16 protein-coding genes are annotated in these 18,998 nt (G+C 60.9%); 13 read left to right on the forward strand and 3 right to left on the reverse strand.

Annotation, left to right across the window (positions count from 1 at the left end; genetic code table 11):
- Positions 1 to 145 precede the first annotated feature (145 nt).
- The 4 genes from OZ911_RS20455 (at position 146) to OZ911_RS20470 (ending at position 5,765) form a co-directional block, all read left to right on the forward strand.
- Positions 146 to 1,501 carry a nucleobase:cation symporter-2 family protein gene (locus OZ911_RS20455; protein WP_016488367.1) on the forward strand — a complete coding sequence of 452 codons (1,356 nt, stop codon included), beginning with the start codon at positions 146 to 148 and terminating at the stop codon, positions 1,499 to 1,501.
- Between the two features lie 140 nt (positions 1,502 to 1,641).
- The gene (locus OZ911_RS20460) at positions 1,642 to 2,427 is read left to right on the forward strand and encodes an outer membrane protein OmpK (protein ID WP_023047851.1); all 786 of its coding nucleotides are present in this window, start codon (positions 1,642 to 1,644) and stop codon (positions 2,425 to 2,427) included.
- Between the two features lie 353 nt (positions 2,428 to 2,780).
- On the forward strand, positions 2,781 to 3,563 hold the full coding sequence (locus OZ911_RS20465; protein ID WP_016488369.1) for an outer membrane protein OmpK: 783 nt from the start codon (positions 2,781 to 2,783) through the stop codon (positions 3,561 to 3,563).
- A 258-nt stretch (positions 3,564 to 3,821) separates the two neighbouring features.
- On the forward strand, positions 3,822 to 5,765 hold the full coding sequence (locus OZ911_RS20470) for an LTA synthase family protein (RefSeq protein WP_023047852.1): 1,944 nt from the start codon (positions 3,822 to 3,824) through the stop codon (positions 5,763 to 5,765).
- A 130-nt stretch (positions 5,766 to 5,895) separates the two neighbouring features.
- On the opposite strand, the gene OZ911_RS20475 is transcribed toward OZ911_RS20470, so the two are convergent.
- The gene (locus OZ911_RS20475; protein WP_016488371.1) at positions 5,896 to 6,810 is read right to left on the reverse strand and encodes a DUF808 domain-containing protein; all 915 of its coding nucleotides are present in this window, start codon (positions 6,808 to 6,810) and stop codon (positions 5,896 to 5,898) included.
- 132 nt (positions 6,811 to 6,942) lie between these two features.
- Between OZ911_RS20475 and OZ911_RS20480 the strand changes: the two genes are divergently transcribed.
- Positions 6,943 to 7,554 carry a TetR/AcrR family transcriptional regulator gene (locus tag OZ911_RS20480; protein ID WP_010955036.1) on the forward strand — a complete coding sequence of 204 codons (612 nt, stop codon included), beginning with the start codon at positions 6,943 to 6,945 and terminating at the stop codon, positions 7,552 to 7,554.
- Between the two features lie 135 nt (positions 7,555 to 7,689).
- Here the strand turns inward: OZ911_RS20480 and OZ911_RS20485 are convergent, their stop codons facing one another.
- Positions 7,690 to 8,130 carry a GlcG/HbpS family heme-binding protein gene (locus OZ911_RS20485; RefSeq protein ID WP_016488372.1) on the reverse strand — a complete coding sequence of 147 codons (441 nt, stop codon included), beginning with the start codon at positions 8,128 to 8,130 and terminating at the stop codon, positions 7,690 to 7,692.
- A gap of 257 nt (positions 8,131 to 8,387) precedes the next feature.
- Between OZ911_RS20485 and gcl the strand changes: the two genes are divergently transcribed.
- The 6 genes from gcl to OZ911_RS20515 all read left to right on the forward strand — a co-directional run bounded on the left by gcl (position 8,388) and on the right by OZ911_RS20515 (position 15,961).
- Positions 8,388 to 10,163, forward strand: coding sequence for a glyoxylate carboligase (gene gcl, locus OZ911_RS20490; RefSeq protein WP_016488373.1), 1,776 nt, complete (start codon positions 8,388 to 8,390; stop codon positions 10,161 to 10,163).
- A gap of 54 nt (positions 10,164 to 10,217) precedes the next feature.
- On the forward strand, positions 10,218 to 11,042 hold the full coding sequence (gene hyi / locus OZ911_RS20495) for a hydroxypyruvate isomerase (protein WP_016488374.1): 825 nt from the start codon (positions 10,218 to 10,220) through the stop codon (positions 11,040 to 11,042).
- Positions 11,043 to 11,131: 89 nt separating this feature from the next.
- A complete protein-coding gene (locus OZ911_RS20500; RefSeq protein WP_016488375.1) occupies positions 11,132 to 12,025 on the forward strand; it encodes a 2-hydroxy-3-oxopropionate reductase in 894 nt (297 codons plus the stop codon).
- A 178-nt stretch (positions 12,026 to 12,203) separates the two neighbouring features.
- Complete coding sequence (locus OZ911_RS20505; RefSeq protein WP_031311965.1) at positions 12,204 to 13,478, forward strand: glycerate kinase type-2 family protein; 1,275 nt, start codon at positions 12,204 to 12,206, stop codon at positions 13,476 to 13,478.
- Positions 13,475 to 14,890, forward strand: a complete 1,416-nt coding sequence (gene pyk / locus OZ911_RS20510; RefSeq protein WP_016488377.1) for a pyruvate kinase — start codon at positions 13,475 to 13,477, stop codon at positions 14,888 to 14,890. Before OZ911_RS20505 ends, pyk begins: the two co-directional genes overlap by 4 nt.
- 195 nt (positions 14,891 to 15,085) lie before the next feature.
- A complete protein-coding gene (locus OZ911_RS20515) occupies positions 15,086 to 15,961 on the forward strand; it encodes an urea transporter (RefSeq protein ID WP_016488378.1) in 876 nt (291 codons plus the stop codon).
- Here OZ911_RS20515 and OZ911_RS29045 read toward each other — a convergent pair.
- A complete protein-coding gene (locus tag OZ911_RS29045; RefSeq protein ID WP_083283713.1) occupies positions 15,946 to 16,704 on the reverse strand; it encodes an RHS repeat-associated core domain-containing protein in 759 nt (252 codons plus the stop codon). The genes OZ911_RS20515 and OZ911_RS29045 overlap by 16 nt on opposite strands.
- A gap of 145 nt (positions 16,705 to 16,849) precedes the next feature.
- Here OZ911_RS29045 and OZ911_RS20525 point away from each other — a divergent pair, with 145 nt between their 5' ends.
- Positions 16,850 to 17,671, forward strand: coding sequence for an ion transporter (locus tag OZ911_RS20525; RefSeq protein ID WP_023048605.1), 822 nt, complete (start codon positions 16,850 to 16,852; stop codon positions 17,669 to 17,671).
- A 217-nt stretch (positions 17,672 to 17,888) separates the two neighbouring features.
- Positions 17,889 to 18,887, forward strand: coding sequence for a sulfate ABC transporter substrate-binding protein (locus OZ911_RS20530; protein WP_016488380.1), 999 nt, complete (start codon positions 17,889 to 17,891; stop codon positions 18,885 to 18,887).
- Positions 18,888 to 18,998: the final 111 nt, after the last annotated feature.

Genomic DNA, 18,998 nt, shown 5'->3' on the forward strand with positions numbered 1-18,998 from the left:
CCCGGCCTCAAAGCTTCATGTGTTACGCAACAAGCAAGCATCGAGCGTCAGCATTCACAGCGGGAAATCCAAGCTTCTTCCTGAAGCTTGCCGCTTGGAGCTTGTCGCTTGGATCCGAGAATAAAAACAAAACTCGAGGTGCTGCATGTCCGAGTCACGCAAGGCGTATATTCCCATTGCGCCGCCGCGCGAACCCTTGCCCCTGTTCCAACTGTTCCTGGTTGGCCTGCAACACGTTCTGCTGATGTACGGTGGCGCGATTGCCGTGCCGTTGATCATCGGCCAAGCCGCCGGGTTGTCCCGTGAAGAAGTCGCTTTCCTGATCAACGCCGACCTGCTGGTCGCTGGCGTCGCCACCATTATCCAGTCGTTCGGTATCGGCCCGGTGGGCATCCGCATGCCGGTGATGATGGGTGCCAGTTTCGCTGCCGTCGGCAGCATGGTGGCCATGGCCGGCATGCCCGGCGTAGGCCTGCAGGGGATCTTCGGCGCGACCATCGCCGCCGGGTTCTTCGGCATGCTGATCGCGCCGTTCATGTCCAAAGTCGTGCGCTTCTTCCCGCCGCTGGTCACCGGTACGGTGATCACCTCGATTGGCCTGTCGCTGTTCCCGGTGGCGGTCAACTGGGCCGGTGGCGGCCATGAAGCCGAAACCTTCGGCTCGCCCATCTACCTGCTGGTGGCCGGTCTGGTGCTGGCGGTGATATTGCTGATCAACCGCTTCATGCGCGGCTTCTGGGTCAACGTGTCGGTACTGGTAGGCATGGGCCTTGGCTACATCCTGGCCGGCTCCATCGGCATGGTCGACCTGTCTGGCCTGAAAGACGCTCCGTGGTTGCAGGTGGTAACCCCACTGCACTTCGGCATGCCGACCTTCAGCCTGGCGCCGATCCTGTCGATGTGCCTGGTGGTGGTGATCATCTTCGTCGAGTCCACCGGCATGTTCCTGGCCCTGGGCAAGGTGACTGATCGCGAAGTCACGCCAGGGATGCTGCGTCGCGGGCTGCTGTGCGATGCCGGTGCATCGTTCATTGCCGGCTTCTTCAACACCTTCACCCACTCCTCGTTCGCCCAGAACATCGGCCTGGTGCAGATGACCGGGGTGCGCTGCCGCTTTGTCACCATCGTGGCCGGTGCATTGCTGATCCTGCTCAGCCTGCTGCCCAAGGCGGCCTTCCTGATTGCCTCGATCCCGCCTGCGGTACTGGGCGGTGCCTCCATTGCCATGTTCGGCATGGTCACCGCCACCGGGATCAAGATTCTTCAGGAGGCGGACATCGGCGACCGCCGCAACCAGTTGCTGGTGGCGGTGAGCGTCGGCTTCGGGTTGATTCCCGTGGTGCGTCCTGAGTTCTTTGCCCAGATGCCGCAGTGGATGGAACCCATCACCCACAGTGGTATCGCCATGGCCACGGTCAGTGCCCTGGTGTTGAACGTCCTGTTCAACATCCTCGGTGGCGCCGACCGCGCGGTGCACAACGACGTCTGTCACCAGCATTGAGCCTGCAGGGGCGGCGCATTGCCGCCCCTCACCTACACCTGCAGTAACCGCTACGCCGTCGACCCGCCGGAATGGGTCGCCCGGGGTGCTTTTGCGCCAAAAAAACCGCCAACAAAAACAATAAGTCCGGGAATCACAACATGAAGCGCATCACCACGTCCCTGTTGTTGGGCAGCAGCCTGCTGGCCACCCTACCCTCGCATGCAGGCGAATGGCTGCAATGGCATGGCGAAAGCCTGACATACCTGTATGGCAAGGACTTCAAGGTCAACCCTGATATCCAACAGACCATCACGTTCGAGCACGCCAACAAATGGAAGTACGGCGACACCTTCATGTTCGTCGACAAGATCTTCTACAACGGCAAAGCCGACGCCAGCAAAGGCGTGACCACCTACTACGGCGAGTTCAGCCCGCGCCTGTCGTTCGGCAAGATCTTCGACCAGAAGCTGGCCTTCGGCCCGATCAAGGACGTGCTGCTGGCCATGACCTACGAGCGTGGCGAAGGCGACAACGAAGCCTACCTGATCGGCCCCGGCTTTGACCTGAACATCCCCGGCTTCAACTATTTCACCCTCAACTTCTACGTGCGCAACACCGAAGGCAGCCGCCCAGGCGACAACGTCTGGCAGATCACCCCCGGCTGGTCCTACACCATCCCGGTGGGCAGGTCGGACATTCTGATCGACGGTTACATGGACTGGGTCCCCGACAACGACCAGACACGTCGGGGCACCTACCACGCCAACCTGCACTTCAACCCGCAGGTCAAATACGACCTGGGCAAGGCGCTGAACCTGGGCGCCAAGCAGCTGTACGTGGGCTTTGAGTACAGCTACTGGAAGGACAAATATGGCATCGATAGCCGCGGCAACCTGGAGAGCAACCAGAGTGTCGCCAGTGCGCTAATCAAAGTACACTTCTAAGAAGCTGACCAAACGCACAAGTTTGACACAGCACGCTCCAGGACGGAGCACTTGAGGCGCGGCGCGCAAGCCAGTAATCTGCGCGCCCCCTCGATCAGGGCAGAACGGATTCTGCCTGCGTTTACTGACCGCTCAGTCAATGAATACGGGCGGTTGGCCAACGTGTTGCCAGCCTGAAAGACCCTTTTCATCCGTTCAGAACGAAGTCGAGCAGGAAGGTTTTGCCAACCCGGAAAAGTTGGCCCAACCCTTGCCAAACAGCTGTGGCCTATCGAAAAAAGCTGACTCGCAAGACAACAAAAGCGCCATCAACGAGCGCTGACAACAGATCAATCAAGGGAGCGACACTCGCAATGCGTACCATCAACAGCCTGATCCTCGCCGGCGGCCTGCTGGCCTGCGGCACCACCTTCGGCGGCGACCTGCTGCAATGGCAGAACAACAGCCTGACTTACCTGTGGGGCAAGAACTTCAAGGTCAACCCGGCCATTCAGCAAACCGTCACGTTCGAACACGCCGATGGCTGGAAGTACGGAGACAATTTCATCTTTGTCGACAAGATCTTCTACCAAGGCCAGAAAGATGCCGGCAACGGCCCGAACACCTATTACGGTGAGATCAGCCCACGCCTGTCGTTCAACAAGATCTTCGACCAGAAGGTCGAGTTCGGCCCGGTCAAGGATGTGCTGCTGGCGATGACCTACGAGTTTGGCGAGGGTGACACCGAGTCGTACCTGATCGGCCCAGGTTTCGACCTGGCCATTCCCGGCTTCGACTACTTCCAGCTGAACTTCTACAACCGCACCACCGACGGCAGCCGCGCGGGCGACAACGTATGGCAGATCACCCCGGTATGGTCGTACACCATCCCGGTGGGCGATTCCGATGTGCTGATTGATGGCTTCATGGACTGGGTGGTGGACAACGACGAAAACCGCCGCGGTACCTACCACGCCAACCTGCATTTCAACCCGCAGATCAAGTATGACCTGGGCAAGGCGCTGCACCTGGGCGAGAAACAACTGTATGTGGGTGTGGAATACGACTACTGGAAAAACAAATATGGCATCAAGGACAGCGATGCCTTTACCACCGACCAGAACACCATGAGTTTCCTGGTAAAAGTGCACTTCTGATGCGCTGAAACGTGACAGCGCGTTGTATTTTTAACGCGTTGTCACGTGCAATTCCATGCGCATCATGTAAGTAATTTCCTACAGCGGATTCAGATAGTTCTTAATTGCATTAAGGCTCGCCTTAAAAAAACACAGCATCAAGACAATCAACAACACATCAAATAGCACAATAGCCCCCTCTGTTTTGACAATTTTTTTGCACTCCGCCCTTTAGCATGCTTGTCTTCTGCATTCAAAAAAAGAAAACAGGCCTACTTAATGCGCACCTCCCTCACCGCCCCCTGGCGGTATCTTCTGTTAGTTTGCTCACTGTGGTTTGGCATTTTCCTGCTGACCCGCCTGATATTGCTGGCTACCCATCTGGATGAAGTCCATGGCGACTACCTCTCACTGCTCTTCAGTGGGGCCCTTTACGACCTGAGCTTCCTCACCTACGCCGCACTGCCGCTGGGGTTGTACCTGGCAGTGTGCCCGGCCGCCTTGTGGCGCACACGCTGGCACCACCGGCTGATGAACGGGGTGCTGGTCGTCAGCCTGTTCGTGATGCTGTTCGTCGCCGTGGCCGAGTGGCTGTTCTGGGACGAGTTCGGGGTACGCTTCAACTTCATCGCCGTCGACTACCTGGTGTACTCCAAGGAGGTGCTGGACAACATCCGCGAGTCCTACCCGCTACCGACCCTGTTGGGCTGTATTGCCGTGGTTGCGGTGCTGCTTGCCCTGATCCTGCACAAACCACTGGCCCGGGCGCTGGCAGCGCCCAGCGCCAACCTGCGCCAGCGCCTGGGCGGTATTGCGCTGCTGGCAGTGCTAGGCGGGCTGAGCGCGCTGCTGGTCGACCAGCAGTTCCCCCGCGGCCAGGGCGGCAATGCCTACCAGCGCGAGTTGGCCAGTAACGGACCGTATCAGTTCTTTGCCGCGTTCCGTAACAACGAACTCGACTACACCCAGTTCTATGCCAGCCTCGACGCAGCACAAGCCGGTGCGCAGATGCACCAGGAACTGGCCGAGCCCAACGCACGGTTCCAGGCCAGCGAGCCCGAGGACATTCGCCGCCACATCAGCGCCAGCGGCGAGCCACGCAAGCCCAACATCATCCTGGTCACCATCGAGAGCTTCAGCGCCAAGTACATGGGCAGCAACGGCGACCCGCGCAACCTCACGCCCAACCTGGATGCCTTGCGCCGCGAGAGCCTGTACTTCAACAACTTCTATGCCACCGGCACCCGTACCGATCGCGGCCTGGAGGCCATTACCCTGTCGATTCCGCCAACGCCGGGGCGCTCCATTGTCAAACGCATCGGCCGTGAAAGCGGCTACGGCAGCCTCGGCCAGCAACTGGCTGCAGTCGGCTATGACCCCGTGTTCGTCTATGGTGGGCGCGGATACTTCGACAACATGAACGCCTTCTTCAGCGGCAACGGTTACCGCATCGTCGACCAAAGCAGCGTGGATGAAAGCGAAATCGGCTTCAAGAATGCCTGGGGCATGGCCGATGAAGACCTGTATCGGCAGGCGCTGAAACTGGCCGATGCCGACCATGCCAAGCAGCAGCCGTTCTTGCTACAACTGATGACCACCTCCAACCACCGCCCTTATACCTACCCGGACGGCCGCATCGACATCCCCTCGGGCGACGGCCGCGAAGGTGCCGTGAAGTACACCGACCATGCCATCGCCCAGTTCCTGCGCGAGGCCAAGGGCAAGCCGTGGTTTGACAATACGTTGTTCGTCTTCGTCGCCGACCACACCGCCGGTAGCGCCGGCGTGGAAGACTTGCCGGTGAGCAATTACCAGATTCCGCTGTGGATCTATGCACCCAAACTGATCGCCCCGCGCGAAGACGCACAACTGGCCAGCCAGATCGACCTTGCACCGACCTTGCTCGGCCTGCTCAACCTCAGCTACACCTCAACCTTCTTTGGCCGCGACCTGTTGGGTGAGGATGCCTTGCCGCCACGGGTCTTGATCGGCAACTACCAGCACTTGGGGCTGTTCGACGGCAAGGACCTGGCGATCCTCAGCCCACGCGGCGGCATGCGGGTGCACCAGGATGCCTTGGGCAACAGCCGGGAAATGGCAGCCACCAGCGACAACCCGCTGATCCGCCGGGCTATCGCGTACTACCAGAGTGCGGCAAACGACTTCAGCAAAGGGCTGCTGGCCTGGAAACCACAGGATCAAGGTGCGGTGGTAGAACAATAAACCCGTGAGCCAACAACGCGGTATATGGCACCGGCTTTGCCGGTGTTCGCGGGCTTGCCCGCTGCCACAGGGTTAAAGCTGTTTCTGAGGTTTGCAGTGTACTTGTGGGCAAAGCCCCGGCCCTGCAGCCTCATGTGCCCGGCCGGATCGCCCGCCACAATTTGCCGGCAATCGCTACCACCGCCAGTACCACGGCACCGGCCACCACCCCGACAAGACCGTTTAGCAGCGCCCCGGTCAGGGCGCCACCGCGCCCCTCGCTGAACGCTTCGATGGCGTGATGCAGCGGCTCGATGCCATGCACCAGAATCCCACCGCCGACCAAAAACATCGCCGCCGTGCCGATCACCGACAGGCTCTTCATCATGTAGGGCGCAGCCCGCAGGATGCCGTTGCCGACGGCCTGGGTCACGCTCGACGCCTTTTGGGTCATCCACAACCCCAGGTCATCGAGCTTGACGATACCCGCCACCAGCCCGTATACGCCGATGGTCATGACGATGGCGATGCCCGACAGCACGATGATCTGCTGGCTCAGCGGCGCATCGGCCACGGTACCCAGGGTAATGGCAATGATCTCGGCCGACAGGATGAAGTCGGTGCGCACCGCGCCCTTGATCTTGGCCTTCTCGAAGGCCACCAGGTCGACATTGGCATCAGCCACGGCTTCCTTTCGCGCCTTGTGCTGCGCGTCGTCCTCTTCCTTGCTGTGCAAGAACTTGTGCGCCAGCTTCTCGAAGCCTTCGAAGCACAGGTAGGCACCACCGATCATCAACAGCGGCGTCACTGCCCACGGAATGAACGCGCTGATCAGCAGCGCCGCCGGCACCAGAATTGCCTTGTTGACGAATGACCCCTTGGCCACCGCCCACACCACCGGGACCTCCCGCTCGGCACGCACACCGGTAACCTGCTGAGCGTTCAGCGCCAGGTCATCGCCCAGCACACCTGCAGTTTTTTTTGCCGCCACCTTGGTCATTAGCGAGACGTCATCAAGCACCGTGGCGATGTCGTCGATCAGTACCAGTAGACTGCTTCCTGCCATGTTTGCCTGTATCCCGATAAGTGTGTGCCACGGATTCTAGCCCAAAGCCGCTGCCTTGAGCGCCCGTCGAGCCCGGTGCTACCATGCCCGATCCCTCTTAGAGGTGGCCAGACACGAGGAAGATCCCTGACCATGAGCACCATTCGCGAGCGCAACAAGGAACTGATCCTGCGCGCGGCCAGCGAGGAATTCGCCGACAAGGGCTTCGCCGCCACCAAGACCAGCGATATCGCGGCCAAGGCCGGCCTGCCCAAGCCGAACGTGTATTACTACTTCAAGTCCAAGGACAACCTCTACCGCGAGGTCCTGGAAAGCATCATCGCGCCAATCATGCAGGCGTCGACGCCGTTCAATGCCGACGGCGACCCGAAGGAAGTATTGAGTGCGTACATTCGTTCGAAGATCCGCATTTCGCGCGACCTGCCACACGCCTCCAAGGTTTTTGCCAGCGAGATCATGCACGGCGCCCCGCACCTGTCGCCGAACCAGGTAGAGCAGCTGAACGAACAGGCCCGGCACAACATCGAGTGCATCCAGCGCTGGATCGACCGCGGGCAGATCGCCCACGTGGATGCGCACCACCTGATGTTCAGCATCTGGGCGGCGACACAGACCTATGCAGATTTTGACTGGCAGATTTCTGCGGTGACCGGCAAGGCCAAGCTGGCCGACAGCGATTATGACGCGGCAGCCGAGACCATCATCCGCATGGTCTTGAAAGGCTGTGAGCCTGAAGCAGCCTGACAGGGCCAGTGGGGCTGCTTTGCAGCCCAATCGCCGGCAAGCCAGCTCCCACAGGATTTCCACAGTTCCTGATCACTGTGGTGTACCTGTGGGAGCTGGCTTGCCGGCGCTGTGGCCAAATCAGGCCACAGCGATTTAGGCTGCTACACCCGCATCCGCCTTCATACCCACCTCCTCGATTGCACTGATTGCACACTGCTCGTCGATATCCGACGTATCGCCGCTGATCCCTACCGCACCCAGCACCTTGCCGTCCTGATCACGGATCAGCACGCCCCCCGGCGCCGGCACCACCGGCCGCTCGCCCATCCCGTTCAATGCGGCAAAAAACGCCGGCCGTTGCTGCGCATCCAGCGCCAGCAAGCGCGATCCCTTGCCCAGGGCAATCGCCCCCCAGGCTTTGCCAGTGGCCACCTCAGGCCGGATCAGGCTGGCGCCGTCCTCACGCTGAAGCGCCAGCAGGTGCCCGCCGGCATCCAGCACCGCCACGGTCAGTGGCGCGGCATTGATCTTGCGGCCCGCCGCCAGTGCGGCGTTCACCAGGCTGACAGCGACTTTCAGGTTCAAGACGTTCATGGAAAGGTCCTCTTCTTGTTGTGAGAAGCCCTGAGGGCAGTTGAAAACCGATAGGGCAAATAGAACACAACGAAAGGCATTTTTGTATACAATATTTTGAAACGATCGTATGCGATGGCGCAAATAGCCGTTTTCACGGCCGCTCTGACGAATCCTGGCCCACCCGATGAAAACCCATTGACCTGAGCCGCCAGCCGTGAATACACTCTATCGCAAAGCAAGTTGTATACAATTACAAAATCGATGAGGCACAACCCATGAGCAAAATGAGAGCAATCGATGCAGCCGTTCTGGTCATGCGCCGTGAAGGTGTAGATACCGCGTTCGGCATCCCAGGGGCTGCCATCAACCCGTTGTACTCGGCCCTGAAGAAAGTCGGTGGCATCGATCACGTCCTCGCTCGCCACGTCGAAGGTGCCTCGCACATGGCCGAGGGCTACACCCGTGCCAACCCGGGCAACATCGGCGTGTGCATCGGCACTTCCGGGCCAGCCGGCACCGACATGGTCACCGGCCTGTACAGCGCCTCGGCCGACTCCATCCCGATCCTCTGCATCACCGGCCAGGCCCCGCGTGCACGCCTGCACAAAGAAGACTTCCAGGCCGTCGACATCACCAGCATCGTCAAGCCGGTGACCAAGTGGGCAACCACCGTTCTGGAGCCAGGCCAGGTGCCTTACGCCTTCCAGAAGGCCTTCTATGAAATGCGCACCGGCCGCCCAGGCCCGGTACTGATCGACCTGCCGTTCGACGTGCAGATGGCCGAAATCGAATTCGACATCGACGCCTACGAGCCGCTGGCCGTCAACAAGCCGTCCGCCACTCGCGTACAGGCTGAAAAAGCCCTGGCCCTGCTCAACGACGCCGAGCGTCCGCTGCTGGTAGCCGGTGGCGGCATCATCAACGCCGATGCCAGCGACAAGCTGGTCGAGTTCGCCGAACTGACCGGCGTACCGGTAATCCCGACCCTGATGGGCTGGGGCACCATCCCGGACGACCACGCACAAATGGTCGGCATGGTCGGGCTGCAAACTTCGCACCGCTACGGCAACGCCACCCTGCTCAAATCCGACCTGGTGTTCGGTATCGGTAACCGCTGGGCCAACCGCCACACCGGCTCCGTCGATGTCTACACCGAAGGCCGCAAGTTCGTGCACGTCGACATCGAACCGACCCAGATCGGCCGCGTATTCACCCCGGACCTGGGTATCGTGTCCGACGCCGGCAAGGCCCTGGACGTGTTTCTGGAAGTGGCCCGCGAGTGGAAAGCCGCTGGCAAACTGAAAGACCGTGCTGCCTGGCTGGAAGACTGCCAGCAGCGCAAAGCCAGCCTGCAACGCAAAACCCACTTCGACAACGTGCCGGTCAAGCCGCAGCGCGTGTACGAAGAGATGAACCAGGTATTCGGCAAGGACACCACCTACGTCAGCACCATCGGTCTGTCGCAGATTGCCGGCGCGCAGTTCCTGCACGTTTACAAGCCACGCCACTGGATCAACTGCGGCCAGGCCGGCCCGCTGGGCTGGACCATTCCTGCCGCACTGGGTGTAGTGAAAGCAGACCCGAAACGCAAGGTGGTCGCGCTGTCGGGTGACTACGACTTCCAGTTCATGATCGAAGAACTGGCAGTTGGCGCGCAGTTCAACCTGCCGTACGTCCACGTACTGGTGAACAACGCCTACCTGGGTCTGATCCGTCAGGCGCAGCGTGGCTTCGACATGGATTACTGTGTACAACTGGCGTTCGAGAACATCAACTCGACCGACGCCGCCACCTACGGTGTCGACCACGTTGCAGTGGTCGAAGGCCTGGGCTGCAAGGCCATTCGCGTATTCGAGCCGGCTGAGATCGCCCCTGCCCTGCTCAAGGCACAGAAGATGGCCGAAGAGTTCCGCGTGCCGGTCGTGGTCGAAGTGATCCTCGAGCGCGTGACCAACATTTCCATGGGCACCGAGATCAACGCGGTCAACGAGTTCGAAGACCTGGCGCTGGTCGGCAACGACGCGCCAACCGCCATCTCGATGCTGGACTGATCGCCTGACGCCCCCAGGCACGCCCTGGGGGCCTTCAACGCAAGGAGACAACTCATGCCTCGCTTCGCTGCCAACCTGTCCATGCTGTTCACCGAACAGGACTTCCTGGCCCGCTTCAAGGCTGCCGCCGATGCTGGTTTCAGCGGCGTCGAATACCTGTTCCCGTATGACTTCAGCGCTGCCGACATCAAGCAGCAGCTAGAAGCCAACGGCCTGACCCAGGTGCTGTTCAACCTGCCTGCTGGCGACTGGGCCAAGGGTGAGCGCGGTATCACCTGCCACCCCGACCGCATCGAAGAGTTCCGTGCCGGTGTCGACAAGGCCATCGAGTACGCCAAGGTGCTGGGCAATACCCAGGTCAACGCCCTGGCCGGCATTCGCCCACAAGGCCCGGACTGCGCCACCGTGCGCAAGACCTTCGTGGAGAACCTGCGCTACGCCGCCGACAAGCTCAAGGCTGCCGGTATTCGTCTGGTCATGGAAATGATCAACACCCGCGACATCCCGGGCTTCTACCTGAACACCACCCAGCAGGCGCTGGAAATCCAGGCTGAAGTGGGCAGTGACAACCTGTTCCTGCAGTACGACATCTACCACATGCAGATCATGGAAGGTGACCTGGCTCGCACCATGGAAACCAACCTGCAGCTGATCAACCACATTCAGCTGGCCGACAACCCGGGCCGTCACGAGCCTGGTACTGGCGAAATCAACTACCGCTTCTTGTTCGAGCACCTGGACCGCATTGGCTACCAGGGCTGGGTGGGCGCGGAGTACAAGCCCAAGACCACCACCGAAGCGGGCCTGGGCTGGCTGAAAACCCATGTGGGAGCGGGCTTGTCCCGCGAAAGCGCCCGCAAAGACACCTCCATTGCCTGACCGATCACATTCGTGGGGCAAGCCCGCTCCCACAGGGTTTTGTGGCAGCCCCGCAGTCAGGTATCAACAAATATAAGAGGCACATTATCATGGCTAAAATCGGTTTCATCGGCACCGGCATCATGGGCAAGCCCATGGCCCAAAACCTGCAAAAAGCAGGTCACAGCCTGTTCGTTTCAACCCACCACGACGCCGCGCCAGCCGACCTGATCGCCGCCGGTGCAGTGGCCCTGGCCAACCCGAAAGAAGTTGCCCAGGAAGCCGAATTCATCATCGTCATGGTGCCGGACACCCCGCAAGTGGAAGCCGTACTGTTCGGTGAAAACGGCGTTGCCGAAGGCGTGGGCCCGAACAAGGTCGTGATCGACATGAGCTCGATCTCGCCTACCGCCACCAAAGCGTTCGCCGAAAAAATCAAGGCAACCGGCGCAGCCTACCTGGACGCCCCGGTGTCCGGTGGTGAAGTCGGCGCCAAGGCCGCGACCCTGAGCATCATGGTCGGTGGCTGCCCGAAAGCCTTCGAGCGCACCCTGCCGCTGTTCGAAGCCATGGGCAAGAACATCACCCGCGTGGGTGGTAACGGTGACGGCCAGACCGCCAAGGTTGCCAACCAGATCATCGTTGCCCTGAACATCCAGGCCGTGGCCGAAGCCCTGCTGTTTGCCGCCAAGAACGGCGCCGACCCGGCCAAGGTGCGTGAAGCACTGATGGGCGGCTTTGCTTCGTCGAAAATCCTCGAAGTGCACGCAGAGCGCATGATCAAAGGCACCTTCGACCCAGGCTTCCGCATCAACCTGCACCAGAAAGACCTGAACCTTGCCCTGCAAGGCGCCAAGGAACTGGGCATCAACCTGCCCAACACCTCCAATGCCCAGCAAGTGTTCAACACCTGCCAGGCCCTGGGTGGCGGTAACTGGGACCACTCGGCGCTGATCAAAGGCCTGGAGCACATGGCCAACTTCTCGATCCGCGGCGACAAGTAAGTTGTAGACCGTACCGGCCTCTTCGCGGCGGTTCGGCGCGAAAAAGCCAACACCGCTGAACCTGCGACCACAGGTTCAGCGGGAGCACCGAGCAACACCCGCCCCTGGTTCGGCCTGCACGGAGGCAGTTCCAGGGGCGTTTTTGGTTTTGCAGAACAACAATAACTGGGAGCCTGCCATGTCGGTCGATCCGCAAAAAATTCTCCGCGAGCTGTTCGACACAGCCATCGCTGCCGCCCACCCCCGCCAAGTCCTCGAACCCTACCTGCCCGCCGACCGTAGCGGCCGGGTCATCGTCATCGGCGCCGGCAAGGCCGCAGCCGCCATGGCCGAAGTGGTCGAGAAAAGCTGGCAGGGCGAAGTTTCCGGCCTGGTCGTGACCCGTTACGGCCACGGTGCCAACTGCCAGAAGATCGAGGTGGTCGAAGCCGCCCACCCGGTCCCCGACGCCGCCGGCCTGGCGGTAGCCAAGCGCGTGCTGGAGCTGGTCAGCAACCTCAATGAAGACGACCGCGTCATCTTCCTGCTGTCTGGCGGTGGTTCCGCCCTGCTGGCACTGCCGGCCGAGGGCCTTACCCTGGCCGACAAGCAACAGATCAACAAGGCACTGCTCAAATCCGGCGCCACCATCGGCGAGATGAACTGCGTGCGCAAGCACCTCTCGGCGATCAAGGGCGGCCGCCTGGCCAAGGCCTGCTGGCCGGCCACGGTCTACACCTATGCCATTTCCGATGTACCGGGCGACCTTGCCACCGTGATCGCCTCTGGCCCCACCGTGGCCGACCCGAGCACGTCGGCTGACGCCCTGGCTATTTTGAAACGCTACAACATCGAAGCGCCCAAAGCAGTCATCGACTGGCTGAACAACCCGGCTTCGGAAACCGTCAAGTCCGATGACCCGGCCCTGGCTCGCAGCCACTTCCAGCTGATTGCCAAACCCCAGCAATCGCTCGAAGCCGCTGCGGTAAAAGCCCGACAGGCAGGTTTCAGCCCGCTGATCCTCGGCGACCTGGAAGGCGAATCACGCGAGGTGGCCAAGGTGCACGCCGGTATCGCCCGGCAGATCGTCCAGCATGGCCAGCCACTGAAGGCACCCTGCGTGATCCTGTCAGGCGGCGAAACCACTGTGACCGTACGCGGCAATGGCCGTGGCGGGCGCAACGCCGAGTTCCTGCTCAGCCTCACTGAAAGCCTGAAAGGCCTCGCGGGCGTATACGCCTTGGCCGGCGACACCGACGGCATCGATGGCTCGGAAGAAAACGCCGGTGCCTTCATGACCCCAGGCAGCTACGCCCGCGCCGAGGCCCTGGGCCTGTCGGCCAGCGACGAGCTGGACAACAACAACGGCTATGGCTATTTCGCCGCGCTGGATGCGCTGATCGTCACCGAACCGACCCGCACCAACGTCAACGACTTCCGCGCCATCCTGATCCTCGAGACTGCCCAATCATGACGCCTGATAAAAAAGTAAAGATCCTCGCCACCCTCGGCCCTGCGATCAACGGCATCGACGACATCCGCCAACTGGTCGAAGCCGGGGTGAACATCTTCCGCCTCAACTTCAGCCACGGCGAACACGCTGACCACGCCCTGCGTTACCAGTGGATCCGCGAAGTGGAGCAGCAACTGAACTACCCGCTGGGTATCCTCATGGACCTGCAGGGGCCTAAGCTGCGCGTGGGCCGCTTCGCTGAAGGCAAGGTGCAGCTGCAACGCGGCCAGGCCCTGCGCCTGGACCTGGACAAGACCCCGGGCGACAGCCGTCGGGTCAACCTGCCACACCCTGAAATCATCGCAGCCCTTGAGCCCGGCATGGACCTTTTGCTGGACGACGGCAAGCTGCGCCTGCGCGTCACCGCCAAGCACAACGACGCCATCGACACTGAAGTGCTGAACGGTGGCGAGTTGTCCGACCGCAAGGGCGTCAACGTACCGCAAGCAGTACTCGACCTGTCCCCGCTCACCGAAAAGGACCGCCGCGACCTGGCCTTTGGCCTGGAACTGGGCGTGGACTGGGTGGCCCTGTCGTTTGTACAGCGCCCTGAGGACATCGTTGAAGCCCGCCAGCTGATTGGCGACCGTGCCTACCTGATGGCCAAGATCGAGAAGCCGTCGGCAGTCGAACAACTGCAAGCCATCGCCGAACTGGCAGACGCAATCATGGTGGCCCGCGGTGACCTTGGCGTGGAAGTGCCGGCCGAAAGCGTGCCGCAAATCCAGAAGCGCATCATCAGCACCTGCCGCCAGCTGGGCAAACCGGTGGTGGTGGCCACGCAGATGCTCGAGTCCATGCGTTTCTCCCCAGCGCCGACCCGGGCCGAAGTCACCGACGTGGCCAACGCCGTGGCCGAAGGTGCCGATGCGGTCATGTTGTCGGCTGAGACTGCCTCGGGTGACTACCCGTTGGAAGCCGTGCAGATGATGAGCAAGATCATACGCCAGGTGGAAAACGGCCCGGACTACCAGGCCCAGCTCGACGTTGGCCGGCCAAAAGCCGAGGCCACCGTGTCGGACGCCATCAGCTGCGCCATCCGCCGCATCAGCGGCATCCTGCCGGTGGCGGTGCTGGTCAACTACAGCGAGTCGGGCGCCTCGACCCTGCGCGCTGCACGCGAGCGGCCACGGGCACCGATCCTCAACCTGACACCGAACCTGAACACCGCGCGCCGCCTCAGCGTGGCCTGGGGCGTGCATTCGGTGGTCAACGACCGCCTGCGTCAGGTGGACGAGGTGGTTTCCACCGCCCTGGAGATTGCCCAGGCGCAAGGCATGGCCAGCCGTGGCGACACGCTGCTGATCACTGCCGGTGTGCCTTTCGGCAAGCCAGGCTCGACTAACACGCTGCGGATCGAGACTTTGATCTGATCCAAAGGCCCTTTCGCGGGGCAAGCCCGCTCCCACAAGTACGCCGCTGTCCCAAGGAAAGCGCTTTACCTGTGGGCGCGGGCCTGCCCCGCGAATGGAGGGCAAAGCCCTCCCCTTGCACCACGACAACAAACCTGCGGAAAAACGAGGCCCAAAGAGGCCCACCGCTCCCCCATCAACCTCACTGACTGCCCCATGTACACCAAAAATTTCGTCAACCCGTGCCCTGACTGGGCCACGGCGTTACTCAACGGCTTCAGCCAGGTGCTGCTGCTGCGCAACCCCCTGTGCGGCCTGTGCTGCCTGCTGGCCATCCTGCTGACCGCGCCCGACCTGGTCGGCGGCGCCCTGCTCGGCGCCCTGGCCGGCCTGCTCACCGCCCAGGCCCGCGGCTACGACCGCGCCGACCGCCAGGCCGGGCTGTACTGCTACAACGGCGTGCTGATCGGCATCCTGATCAGCGCCGTGTTGCCCTGGTCGGTCATGCTGCCGCCGCTGATCATCGCTGCCGGCGGGCTGTCCAGCATCATTACCCACCAGTGGCGCAAGCGCGGCGGCAAACTGCTGATCGCCTACACCGCGCCGTTTGTGCTGCTGGGCTGGGCCACCCTGCTGATCACCAGCCCCGCCCCCAGCGGCTTCGTCGAAGCCGACCCGCTGCAGGCCTTGGCGCGTGGTGTGGGTCAGATCTTCCTGCTCGACCAGCCCTGGGCCGGCTTGCTGATCATTGTCGGCATGTTCATTGCCAACCCCTATGCGGCAATGTGGGCTGTGATCGGCTCGGCCATCGGTGGCGGTGTGGCGCTGCTCGCCGATCAGGCGCAAGGTGCCTGGTTGGGGCTATACGGTTTCAACGCAGCCTTGGCGGCACTGGCCTTCAGCAGACAAGGTGAAAAGCCGTGGGTGACGCTGCTGGCGATTGCCCTGGCCTTGCTGCTGCAACCGCTATTCAAGCTGCTGCCGGTTCCTGGCCTGACCGCGCCCTTTGTCGCCGCCTGTTGGCTGATGCATGTAGCGGGTCACCTAGGTCACAGGACACAGAAAGACAGCTCACATCAATTACCGAACTGACTGGGGGCTGCAGATATCCACTCCGTCTCTGACGGCTGCCTAATGGGGGCTGGATCGGGTGCCGAGGACATACTCTTTGGTAGGCCCCGGGGCGGAAGTGGGGGCGGTCGCGAGGGCGGAGGAAGAGGATGAAGAGGCTTCGGAAGACGGCGTAGCGCTAGCTGCTCATCGATCTTCCTCTGCAGCGCTAGATTCTGTTCTTGAAGGCGAGCATTGTCCGCTTGAGATCGCTCCAACTGTTTCCGAGTAGCGCCCAGACCAGCAACCTTCGCCACCGTAAACCGTCCATCCTTCCCTTTGGAAATCTCGTATCCAGCATTACCAATACCCAAGCTGTAAGCTTCAGACCTGTTCTCGAAATATTTCTTCACTCCCGGTTTGAAAGCGCTCGGTATGCCTAAGCGCTTAAACTCAGCAGTTAGCCCAGTTTTCATACTTTTCATCTGACCTGACGGGTCAGAGCTGTTTATCGGATCACCCTCACAATAACAGTAAGCATTCAGCCCACCCTGCCCAAAAGGGCTTAAACCATCCGGGCTGTGAAAGCGCATAAAAATGGGGCTATAAAATCGGTGGCCATTGCCCAGCGCATAGGCTTGCAAGGTACCATCGTGCCTTTCGCCATTGAAACCTACTGAAGGAATCGGCCAATTCAGTGAATACCCATAAGCTGTGTATGACCGTATCCACTTCGCCTGACCACCCTCGACAGCGATTTGCTCGGGTAACTGTCCATTGTTCATTTCATACTCGCCTGATGCCCCCTGACCCTAAGCTATTCTGGTCCAGCCAATCCGATCCGGAAAACTAGCAATTTTAACAGCTCATTCGTTGCAGCCTTGGGCAAAGACCCTCTAGGCTCACTGCTTCGTTTTCGGAACACAAACCATGTCCCCTCCGCTATCCCTGCGCGAACGCCTCTACATCATGGTCTTCCAGACCGACACCGTAGCCGGTCGCCGCTTCGACAAAATCCTCTTGTTGATCATCCTCGCCAGCCTGGTCACTGTCATCCTCGACAGCATTGACGAAGTGCACCAGGGCTACTCCGGCGTGCTGGCGGCCATCGAATGGGGCTTTACTGCCGTTTTCCTGGCCGAGTACATCACCCGCCTGTACTGCTCGCCCAAGCCCTTGCGCTATGCCTTCAGTTTTTATGGCCTGGTCGACCTGCTGGCGATCGTCCCCGGGATCATCGCCCTGTACTACAGCGACGCCCAGTACCTGCTGATCATCCGGGTCATCCGCATGCTGCGGATCTTCCGCGTGCTCAAGCTCAGCCCGTACCTCAAGCAGGCCAACTACCTGATGGAGGCGCTGCGCGGTAGCAAGCAGAAGATCATCGTGTTCCTGGTCAGCGTATCGACCCTGGTAACGGTGTTCGGCACGCTGATGTATGTGATCGAAGGCCCGGAACATGGGTTTACCAGCATCCCCAAAGGCATCTACTGGGCCATCGTCACCCTCACCACCGTGGGCTTTGGCGATATCGTGCCAAAGACGCCGCTTGGGCAGGTGTTGTCGTCGCTGGTGATGATTACCGGTTACTCGATCATTGCTGTGCCGACCGGCATCTTTACCGCCGAACTGGCCAATGCCATGCGCGGGGAGCAGCTGCAGCATGATTGCCCGACGTGTCACAAGAAGACGCATGAGCATGGGGCGGCGTTCTGTTCCCGGTGTGGGAATGGGCTGTTTCCCAAACAATGATGCTGCCTGTACTGGCCCTTTCGCGGGCACGCCCGCTCCCACAGATACCGTGCAATTTTCAGGTTTGTGGTGGTCCTGTGGGAGCGGGCGAGCCCGCGAAGAGGCCGGGACTGGCAACGGCATAACCAAAGTGTTTTTTGTTCTTTATCCCGCTTCAAGCCACCCGCTATAGTCGCTGGCACTCTGCCCCAAAACCCTTCAAGAACAAGGAAGCAACGTGAAAAAACTCTTCACCGCCTCGCTGCTCGCCGCAGGCCTGGCCCTGGGCAACCTCGCCCAGGCCGCCCCCACCCTGCTGAACGTTTCCTACGACGTGATGCGCGACTTCTACAAGGACTACAACCCGGCCTTCCAGAAGCACTGGGAAGCCGAGCACAAAGAGAAGGTCAACGTGCAAATGTCCTTCGGCGGCTCGAGCAAACAGGCGCGTGCGGTAATCGATGGCCTGCCAGCCGATGTCATCACCATGAACATGGCCACCGATATCAACGCCTTGGTCGACAATGGCAAGCTGGTGCCGGATAACTGGGTCACCCGCCTGCCGAACAACAGCGCGCCGTTCACCTCGGCCACTGTGTTCATCGTGCGCAAGGGCAACCCAAAAGCCCTGAAAGACTGGCCCGACCTGCTCAAGGACGGCGTGCAGGTGATCGTGCCCAACCCGAAAACGTCGGGTAACGGCCGCTACACCTACTTGTCGGCCTGGGGCTATGTGCTCAAGCAAGGCGGCGACGAGGCCAAAGCCCGTGATTTCGTTGGCAAGTTGTTCAAACAGGCGCCAGTGCTGGACACCGGTGGCCGTGCCGCCACCACCACCTTCATGACCAACCAGATTGGTGATGTGCTGGTCACCTTCGAGAACGAAGCCGAAATGATCGCCCGCGAGTTCGGGCGCGACCAGTTCGAAGTGGTCTACCCAAGCGTGTCGGCCGAAGCCGAGCCACCTGTCACTGTGGTCGACAAGGTCGTGGCGAAGAAAGGTACCCAGGCTGTGGCCGAGGAATACCTGAAGTACCTGTGGTCGCCAGCAGCCCAGGAGATCGCCGCCACCAACTACCTGCGCCCGCGTGATGCGACGGTACTGGCCAAGTACACCGACCGCTTCCCCAAAGTGGAATTCCTGTCGGTGGAGAAGACCTTCGGTGACTGGCGCACCGTGCAGAAGACCCACTTCAACGATGGTGGCGTGTTCGACCAGATCTATACCGGCCAGTAATTGATGCAGGCAGGTACTGCACAATGCCCGCAGCGTGTGCAGTACCTGTAGGAGCTGGCTTGCCGGCGATAGGGCCAGTTGCTTTGACACACTTCTTCGAACTTTCTTCAT

The organism is Pseudomonas fortuita, assembly GCF_026898135.2.
GTDB lineage: Bacteria > Pseudomonadota > Gammaproteobacteria > Pseudomonadales > Pseudomonadaceae > Aquipseudomonas > Aquipseudomonas fortuita.